Here is an 8,896-nt window from a genome sequence, read left to right as displayed (position 1 = left end):
CCACGACCCTTGGCTTCGGAGGCCAATACTCTATCCACTGAGCTACAGCCGCGAACCCGTTAGATCGCTTGCACAACCAACAACAATTCAACAGGCGCAATTATGCACGGGTTTGAGCACCCAAATCACAAATTCAGTCGAAATCCTAATCCAGACAAATAGACATCCACCGACATCGACCCAACCTTAAGCAATGAGAAACTGCCTTCGGTAAGGGTCCAGCCATGGATGAGGCCCACAAAAAGGGAATGCAGACCTAATGCAGCTTCCTCTGGCGACACTTGCAGCTGCACCGATTGCTCTTCGGCGGCCGCCGCCAGATCTCGCGCAAACTTCTCACGAGCCTCGCATGAGTTTTTAACGTGTTGCAAGCGCACATCGGCCAGCTCTCCAACATATTCCATCTTGAAGAGTGCTGTTTCAAAGACCTTGCGCCTACGCACATCCTCATCCAGACTCTCGAAGACGTGCTGAATAGAGTGACGAATACGCTCTAGTGGTGGCAACTCGGCATAGCGGTCGTCGCAGATTTCATCGAAAGGCAGACATATGCGCCCCAGCATGGAAACAAAGACATCCATCTTGTCCTTGAAATGCCAGTACACCGCCCCTCGCGTCGCCCCTGCACGCAGCGCAATATCCCCAAGTGATGTTCGGGACACGCCTTTTTCAAAAAACACCTCTTCTGCTGCATCCAGCAACTTGGTGCGCGTCTCATCTGCTTCTGCTTTGGTTCTTCGAGCCATTACTCACCCTTTTCATCACTCGCCCGCAGCAATGCACGACGAGAAAAGCTTGCTTTACCCGCCTTTACGCAGGTTTTTCAATTATACATTTATGCATGTATGTATAATTTCTTCAACACTGATGCACAAAGTTTCCCCTAGGGATTACTCTTATTAAATGAGCGCTCCAACCCGGACTGCGCTCTTTACTCTTTTCCACAATGTCAACCGGAAGGACGTTCATGCACACGATGTATGAAGAACACAAGGCTCTCGACAATCAGCCCAATTTTGCCGCCTCCTGCACACGCTCCATGGCCATAAGCCTGAGCCTGATTGCAGCTTTGGGCCTTGCCGCCTGCGGTGACAAAAAAGAAGATCCTCAAAAAGCACAAGCTGCAGCGCAAGCACAGCCACCCGAAGTGGGCGTGGTTACGGTCTCTCTGCAAAGCGTGCCTTTGATTTCTGACCTCCCCGGCCGCCTCGAAGCCTCTCGTATTGCACAAGTTCGCGCCCGTGCAGCAGGTATCGTGCAAAAGCGTCTGTTCCAGGAAGGCTCTGACGTCAAAGCCGGCCAGGCGCTTTTCCAGATCGACAACACGCCCTACAAGGCCAACCTGCAAAGCGCCCAAGCAACATTGGCACAAGCAGAAGCCAATCTGGCTCAGGCCTCTGCCACTGCTCGTCGCTATAAGCCCTTGGTTGAGGCTAATGCCATCAGCAAGCAAGAGTACGACACCGCCATCGCCAACGAAAAGGCAGCGCTCGCTCAAGTGGTCGCAGGCAAGGCCGCAGTGACGAATGCCAACGTCAACCTTGGCTATGCCAGCGTAACAGCCCCCATCTCCGGCCGAATTGGTCGTGCACTGGTGACAGAAGGTGCACTGGTTGGCCAAGGTGAAGCCACGCAACTGGCAACCATCCAGCAGGTCAACCCGCTGTATGTGAACCTGACCCAGTCGTCTTCTGAAATCATGCGCATGCGTGAAGCGTTGGCTTCTGGCAAGTTAGCAAAAGTAGGTGACAACGCAGCCCGCGTCCACGTCTATTTGGACGATGGCAAGGAGTACGCCCACACCGGCAAGCTGCTGTTTACCGATCTGTCTGTAGACCCGACAACTGGCCAAGTCAGCGTGCGCGCAGAGTTACCCAACCCTGATGGAATGCTGCTGCCCGGCACCTATGTACGCGTGCGCCTGGAGCAAGCTCAGATTGAAAACGCGGTGCTGATTCCTCAGCAGGCCGTAACTCGCAATGAAAAAGGCAACTTTGTCATGATCGTTGCCGAAGATGGATCTGTGGCCCCTCGCCCTGTGCAAATCAGCCAGTCCAACGGCAACAACTGGGTTGTGACCTCCGGCCTGAAGAACGGCGAAAAGGTCATGGTCGATGGCTTGATCAAGGTTGGCATGGGTGCCAAGAAGGTCAAGCCTGTGGAATTTAACGCCACCCCGGCCGCTCAGCCCCAGCCTGCTCCGGCGGCACCAGAAGCACCCGCCCAAGACAAACCCGCGGCGGCTGAAGGCGCTGGCGACGCTCAAACGGCCAAATAACGGGCATACGATCCATGTCTAAGTTTTTTATTCACAGACCGATCTTTGCCTGGGTGATTGCGATTTTCGTGATCATTGCGGGCGTGATCTCCATCACAAAGCTACCGGTGGCGCAGTTCCCATCGGTCGCCCCCCCCACCATCAACGTGACCGCGACCTACCCGGGCGCTACGTCACAGACCATGACGGACTCCGTACTGCAACTGATCGAGCGCGAAATCAACGGCGCGCAAGGTCTGATGTACATGGAGTCCTCGGCTCCTGCGGGCGGTCAAGGTACCCTGACCGTCACGTTTGCCCCCGGCACCAACCCTGACCTGGCTCAGGTGGACGTGCAGAACCGCCTCGCTCGTGTTCTGCCCCGTCTGCCACAGGTGGTTCAGGCCCTTGGCGTGCGGGTCGACAAGTCCATGAGCAACTTCCTGATGATTCTGGCTTTTCAAGCCGCATCCGGGGAGACCTCGCGTGACGACATCGCCGACTATGTAAACCGCAATGTTGTGCCTGAAATCCAGCGTCTGGATGGCGTGGGTAAGGCCCAGCTGTTCGCTGCGGGTCGTGCCATGCGCGTCTGGATCGACCCTGCCAAGCTGCAAGGCTTTGGGCTGTCGATTACATCCGTGAATGCCGCCATCGCCGCGCAAAACCAGCAAATTTCTGGTGGTGCTCTGGGCGACCTGCCCAGCACTTCGGGCACAAGCACCACGGCAACCATTGTCGTCCCCGGCCAACTGACAACACCTGAGCAGTTTGGTCAAGTCGTACTGCGCTCCAACTCCGATGGCTCAACCGTGCGCCTGAAGGATGTGGCACGCATCGAGCTGGGTATCGAAAGCTACGCCTTCGAGTCCCGCCTGGACGGCAAACCCGCCGTGGCTATGGCTGTACAGCTGACTTCGACCGCCAACGCCATGGCAACGGCCAAACTGGTCAAGGCCAAGATGGCCGAGATGGAGCCCTTCCTGCCTAGCGGCGTGAAGTGGTCTTCGCCCTACGACACCTCCAAGTTCGTGAAAATTTCCATCGAAAAGGTGGTGCACACGCTGATTGAAGCCATTGTGCTGGTGTTCATCGTGATGCTGATCTTCTTGCAGAACATCCGCTACACCTTGATTCCCACGATCGTGGTGCCTATCGCGTTGCTTGGTACCTTTGCCGTGATGCTGATGGCCGGCCTGACCATCAATATTCTGGCCATGTTCGCCATGGTGCTGGTGATTGGTATCGTCGTGGACGATGCCATCGTGGTCGTGGAAAACGTCGAACGCATCATGTCCGAAGAAGGCTTGTCGCCCAAGGACGCCACCATCAAGGCCATGGGCCAGATTCAAGGCGCCGTGGTTGGCATTACCGTGATTCTGGTGACCGTGTTCTTGCCACTGGCTGCGTTCTCCGGCGCAACAGGCAACATCTATCGCCAGTTCTCGCTGGTGATGGCCATCTCGATCTTCTTCTCCGGCTTCTTTGCGCTGACGCTGACGCCCGCGCTGTGCGCCACCATGCTCAAGCCCATCCCCAAGGGCCATGCACACGACAAGAAGACCGGCCTGCTTGGTCCGTTCTACAACTGGTTCAACCGCAAGTTTGACGCTGGTACGCAGCGCTATTCCTCCGCACTCTCCAGTGTGGTCAAGCGTTCCGCACAAGCCTTCATCGTCTATCTGGTTGTCATCGCTGGCGTGATCTTCATGTTCATGCGACTGCCCACCGCTTTCCTGCCCAGCGAAGACCAGGGCTACGTCATCTCGTTGACGCAGCTGCCTCCCGGTGCAACCCTGGAGCGCACCAGCAAGACCGTTGCAGAACTGGAGCAATTTGTACTGAGCCAGCCTGAAGTCGATCACATCGTCAGCATTCTGGGCTTCAGCTTCATGGGTCAGGGTCAGAACGTGGGCCTGGCGTTCACCACACTCAAAGACTGGACTCAACGAACCGCCCCCGGCTCGGATGCCAAGTCTTTTGCGGGTCGCACCATGGGCGCAATGTCCAAGCTGCGCGATGGTTTCATCTTCACGCTGGTACCGCCGTCCATCTCTGAGCTGGGCAATAGCGATGGTTTCACCTTCCGCCTGCAAGACCGCAGCGGCAAGGGCCATGCTGCACTGCTGGAGGCACGTAACCAGCTGATTGCCAAAGCCAACCAGAGCAAGGTTCTGACTGGCGTACGCTTTGATGGCGTGGATGACGCACCGCAATGGAAGGTAGACATCAACCGCGATGCCGTCTATGCCCAGCGCGTCAACATGAGCGATCTGGCCTCCACGCTGGCAACCGCACTGGGTTCGTCCAACTCTACGGACTTCCCCAACAACGGTTTCATGCAACGCGTGACCATTCAGGCCGATGCAACTCGCCGCATGCAGCCTGAAGACGTGATGCGTTTGACCGTGCCCAACGCACAGGGCCAACTGGTTGAGCTGTCCACCATGGTCAGCGCCAAGTGGATCAGCGGCCCCATGCAGCTGACTCGCTACAACGGCTACCCCTCCATGAGCATTACTGGTCAGGCCAAACCCGGCTTTACCAGCGGTGATTCCATGAAGGAAATGGAACAGCTGGCCAAGGATCTGCCTGAAGGCTTCGGCTTCGAGTGGACAGGTCAGTCGCTGGACGAAAAGAAGGCTGGCTCCTCCGCCATGCTGCTCTACGCGTTCTCCATTCTGGCTGTATTCCTGTGTCTGGCTGCCCTGTATGAAAGCTGGAGCATTCCACTGTCCGTGCTGCTGGTCGTGCCTCTGGGCGTGTTCGGCGCAGTGGCTGGTGTGCTGATGCGCGGCATGCCTAACGACATCTACTTCCAGGTCGCGCTGATTACGGTCATTGGTCTCTCGGCCAAAAACGCCATTCTGATTGTGGAGTTCGCCAAGGACCTGCATGCCGAAGGCAAAACCGCACTGGAAGCCGCACTGGAAGCGGGTCATCTGCGTTTCCGCCCTATTCTGATGACCTCGCTGGCCTTTATTCTGGGTGTGGTGCCTCTGTACATCGCCTCCGGCGCCAGCGCAGCCAGCCAGAAGGAAATTGGTACCGGCGTGTTCTGGGGCATGGTGATTGGCACGCCAATCACCGTCTTCCTGGTGCCTGTGTTCTTTGTGACCGTGTTCAATCTGTTTGGCAAAAAATCCAAACAAGACTCCAACGCCAATCCCCCGGCAGCAACTTCTGCAGCACAGGGAGGCTCGCAACATGAATAAGACCTTGCTACCCGTAGCACTGGCCGGCGCGCTGCTGACCAGCGGCTGCTCCTTCATCCCCACGCTGGATCGCCCTGCCGCCCCGGTGGCAGAGCATTTCTCTGCCGCCAATGAGCAGGCGGGCGCTACAGCGGCGGCGGATATTCCCTGGCAGCAGTTCTTTACGGACCCACGTCTGCAGCAAGTCATTCAACTGGCGCTGGACAACAACCGCGACCTGCGCGTGGCTGTGCTCAATATCGAGAAAGCTCAGGCCCAGTACCAGATTCAGCGTGCAGCCCAGTTCCCTGAAGTCGGCGTTGGCGGCAACGCCAGCCGCCAACCCAGCACCATCACGGGCCGCTACGGCAACTCGTACATGGTGGGCTTGTCCATGCCCAGCTGGGAGATTGACTTCTGGGGCCGCATCGGCAGCCTCAAGCAGCAAGCTCTGGCCCAGTATCTGGCGACAGAAGAAGGCCGCAAGGCCGCGCAGATCAGCCTGATTGCCAATGTCGCCAACACCTGGCTCAACCTGCAGGCGGATGAAGAGCTGCTGGCCATTTCGCGCCGCACGCTGAGCACACGCGAGCAGTCCATCAAGCTGACCAAGCTGCGCCTGGATGCAGGCGTGACTTCCGAGCTTGACTACCGCCAGGCTCAGTCTCTGACCGAAAGCGCCCGCGCCACACTGGCTCTGCAAGCCGGTCAGCGCGAGCGTGATGTCAATGCACTGACCCTGCTCGCAGGCCAGACCCTACCCGCCGATCTGCTGAGCAGCATGCAAGACAAACAGCTGCGCGAGCTGCCTGCGCTGGCCGATGTGCCATCGGGCCTGCCCTCTGAGCTGCTGCTGCGCCGCCCTGACATCCGTCAGGCCGAGCAAAGCATGATTGCCGCCAACGCCAGCATTGGCGCGGCGCGCGCGCTGTTCTTCCCGAACATCTCGCTGACCGCATCGGCTGGTTTTGTGAACTCGAAGGTGTCTGACCTGTTCAGCTCTGACTCTGCCGCCTTCACCATTGCGCCTTCGCTGTATCTGCCCATCTTCAACGCTGGCCGCAACCGCGCCAACCTGAAAGTGGCAGAGACCAACGAGAAAATTGCCGTGGCGCAATACGAAGGCTCCATCCAGTCGGCCTTCCGCGAAGTGTCTGACACGCTGGTGAACCGCCGCTCCTTGAAAGATCAGCTTGACGCCCAGTCGCGCCAGCTGGAAGCCGAGCAAGTTCGCTACAAGCTGTCTGACCTGCGCTACACCAACGGCGTGGCCAGCTATCTGGACTTGCTGGATGCACAGCGCTCGCTGTTTGCACTGGAGCAATCCGTGGTGCAAGTGCGCTTGGCGCAGCTGCAAAACCAGGTCAACCTCTACAAGGTTCTGGGTGGCGGCTGGACTGAGCCTATGGCCAGCAACAACGCTGCTGCCCCAGCGACGGGCACCCCATAAGCCGCAGTTTCTGCAGCCATCCACAAAGGCGTCTTCGGACGCCTTTTTTCTTGGGCCACCACAAATTGCCCAAGGTTGATCCAACTCAACTCCTTTATGCAGCGATCGTCAACCCGTATCGTCGTGCACTGGCATTCTTAACCCTCACTTCTATAATGGTTTGTTAACCCCTATCCCACGATCTCAGAGGACTTCATGAGCGAGCAACACCACGAAGAAGCCCATACCGGCCCCATCAAAAAACCAAAGCAGCTGTTGCTGGCTGTCCTCTTCTCGTTTGTGGTGCCCATTTTTGTCATCATCGGCCTGGTCAAGTTCGTGACCTCCTCAGAGACAACAGGCCCTGGCACCGGTAATCCCGAAATGGCCAAGGCCGTGCGCCTGCAAAAAGTGGGCACGATTGAGATCCGTGATGCCAACCGCCCTCTGCGCGGTGGTGAAGAAGTCTACAAATCGCAATGCGCGGCCTGCCACGCCACTGGCGCCGCCGGTGCTCCCAAGTTTCAGGACACTGCAGCCTGGGGCCCTCGCCTGAAGCAAGGTCTGGACACACTGGTCCATTCCGCTCTGGCCGGCAAGGGCGCCATGGCAGCCCAAGGCGGTGGCGAGTTCAATGACACAGAAATTGCCCGCGGCGTGGTCTACATGGCCAATGCCGCTGGTGGCAACTTCCCTGAACCCAAGCCCCCTGCCGGTGCAGCGGGTGCAGCCAGTGCCGATGCAGCACCCGCCCCTGCCGCAGCACCTGTAGCAGCCGCCGAACCCGCTGCAGCGCCTGCCACTGAAGCCGCCCCCGCAACGGCTGCGCCAGCACCAGCGGCCGCATCGAATGTGGGCAAGAGCATCTATGACACGACCTGCATGGCCTGCCACAGCAGCGGCGTGGCCGGCGCACCCAAGTTTGGTGACAAGGCGGCCTGGGCGCCCTTCATCGCCAAGGGTATGGACGATATGGTGAAAAAAGCCACGCAAGGCGTGGGCGCCATGCCACCCAAGGGCGGCTCTACGGCATCTGATGCAGACTTCAAGGCCGCCATCCAGTACATGGTGGATGCAGCCAAGTAAGCTGCGCAACCGCAACTAAGCGGCCCACACTTCAAACGATAAAACCGGCCTTGAGCCGGTTTTATCGTTTTTGGCCTCTATCGCTTGATATATAAGCGCAAGCAGCTATCAATTTTGCATAGCAGCAGGACTCAGCACAAAGCCAAACTGTTCGGGCAGCAAGGCGCTGCTCAGCTCCTGCACCTCGGGCAAATCACCGCGTTCCAGCGCATTGGCGGCATCCAGCATGTCAAGGCTGTGCACCATGCCCAGACCTTGCGGCAGGGCGAGGAACAGTCGCCCCAGCTCATCCATCACCACCTGCTGCACCTGCGCCACTGGCAACTCCTGCCCGGTGTGGCTATGCAGTTGCAGACCTTGCTCTGTGCAGCGCACACGCCATATCCACGGAGCAGATTCCAGCTCTACATACACGCGCTGGGGGCCGTTCTGAAAGTACCAGCGCCCATCAGCCTCGGCCAGATAGTTGCGGGCAATGAAGTCGGCCAGCTTTTCATGGCGCAGCGCATTGCCCTTGGCTCCGGGCTTGCCGCTGGTAAAAGCACCACAGGCCTGCGCCTGATCGTCACGCAGCCACCATTGCCCGCGTGCATCCAGACCCAGCCAGCCACTGCAGGCGGGCACATTGGGCCACTTGGCCATGGCCTGCTTCACGATGTCATCCATTCGCTATCTCTCCTTGTTGTTCTGTTGCGGCGCGGGCAACCACTGCGCCAGCCACTGGGTCACCGCCTGCGGCATGGCCTGCACATGGGCCGGCCATGCTCCGCTGGCAAAACCTGCATGCCCGCCATGCGGCGGCTGCCACAGCTGCACCGATGCACTCACATCACTCAACGTGGGCAGACTGTACGCGGGCACAAACGGGTCATTCAGCGCATTGAGCAGCAGCAGCGGCACAGCCACCTGTTTGAGCAAGGGCTTGGCCGA

6 protein-coding genes and 1 pseudogene are annotated in these 8,896 nt (G+C 58.5%); 4 read left to right on the top strand and 3 right to left on the bottom strand.

Annotated features, from left to right (window positions below; all coding sequences use genetic code 11):
• Nucleotides 1-125 precede the first annotated feature (125 nt).
• A complete protein-coding gene (locus tag RSF91_RS19040) occupies nt 126-746 on the bottom strand; it encodes a TetR family transcriptional regulator (RefSeq protein ID WP_332569885.1) in 621 nt (206 codons plus the stop codon).
• 230 nt (nt 747-976) lie between these two features.
• On the opposite strand from RSF91_RS19040, the gene RSF91_RS19035 reads away from it, so the two are divergent.
• The 4 genes from RSF91_RS19035 (at nt 977) to RSF91_RS19020 (ending at nt 7,966) form a co-directional block, all read left to right on the top strand.
• Nucleotides 977-2,278: an efflux RND transporter periplasmic adaptor subunit gene (locus RSF91_RS19035; RefSeq protein ID WP_332569886.1), complete on the top strand. Its 1,302-nt coding sequence runs from the start codon at nt 977-979 to the stop codon at nt 2,276-2,278.
• A 14-nt stretch (nt 2,279-2,292) separates the two neighbouring features.
• Entirely contained in the window at nt 2,293-5,472 is a 3,180-nt protein-coding gene (locus RSF91_RS19030) for an efflux RND transporter permease subunit (protein ID WP_332569884.1), read from the top strand.
• Nucleotides 5,465-6,901, top strand: a complete 1,437-nt coding sequence (locus tag RSF91_RS19025) for an efflux transporter outer membrane subunit (protein WP_332569883.1) — start codon at nt 5,465-5,467, stop codon at nt 6,899-6,901. Before RSF91_RS19030 ends, RSF91_RS19025 begins: the two co-directional genes overlap by 8 nt.
• A gap of 195 nt (nt 6,902-7,096) precedes the next feature.
• Nucleotides 7,097-7,966, top strand: coding sequence for a c-type cytochrome (locus RSF91_RS19020; RefSeq protein WP_332569882.1), 870 nt, complete (start codon nt 7,097-7,099; stop codon nt 7,964-7,966).
• 108 nt (nt 7,967-8,074) lie between these two features.
• On the opposite strand, the gene RSF91_RS19015 is transcribed toward RSF91_RS19020, so the two are convergent.
• The gene (locus RSF91_RS19015) at nt 8,075-8,632 is read right to left on the bottom strand and encodes a DUF2946 family protein (protein ID WP_332569881.1); all 558 of its coding nucleotides are present in this window, start codon (nt 8,630-8,632) and stop codon (nt 8,075-8,077) included.
• 3 nt (nt 8,633-8,635) lie between these two features.
• A pseudogene (locus RSF91_RS19010) lies at nt 8,636-8,896 on the bottom strand (alpha/beta hydrolase); the annotation flags it as partial.

This window comes from Comamonas sp. (genome assembly GCF_036643215.1).
GTDB lineage: Bacteria > Pseudomonadota > Gammaproteobacteria > Burkholderiales > Burkholderiaceae_C > Comamonas.
This window is presented reverse-complemented; position numbering and strand designations above follow the sequence as displayed.

Excerpts from the sequence above, each read along its gene's own strand:
- RSF91_RS19020 (WP_332569882.1), top strand. The coding sequence starts at position 7,097 with ATGAGCGAGCAACACCACGAAGAAGCCCATACCGGCCCCATCAAAAAA.
- RSF91_RS19030 (WP_332569884.1), top strand. The coding sequence starts at position 2,293 with ATGTCTAAGTTTTTTATTCACAGACCGATCTTTGCCTGGGTGATTGCG.
- RSF91_RS19035 (WP_332569886.1), top strand. The coding sequence starts at position 977 with ATGTATGAAGAACACAAGGCTCTCGACAATCAGCCCAATTTTGCCGCC.
- RSF91_RS19015 (WP_332569881.1), bottom strand. The coding sequence starts at position 8,632 with ATGGATGACATCGTGAAGCAGGCCATGGCCAAGTGGCCCAATGTGCCC.
- RSF91_RS19025 (WP_332569883.1), top strand. The coding sequence starts at position 5,465 with ATGAATAAGACCTTGCTACCCGTAGCACTGGCCGGCGCGCTGCTGACC.
- RSF91_RS19040 (WP_332569885.1), bottom strand. The coding sequence starts at position 746 with ATGGCTCGAAGAACCAAAGCAGAAGCAGATGAGACGCGCACCAAGTTG.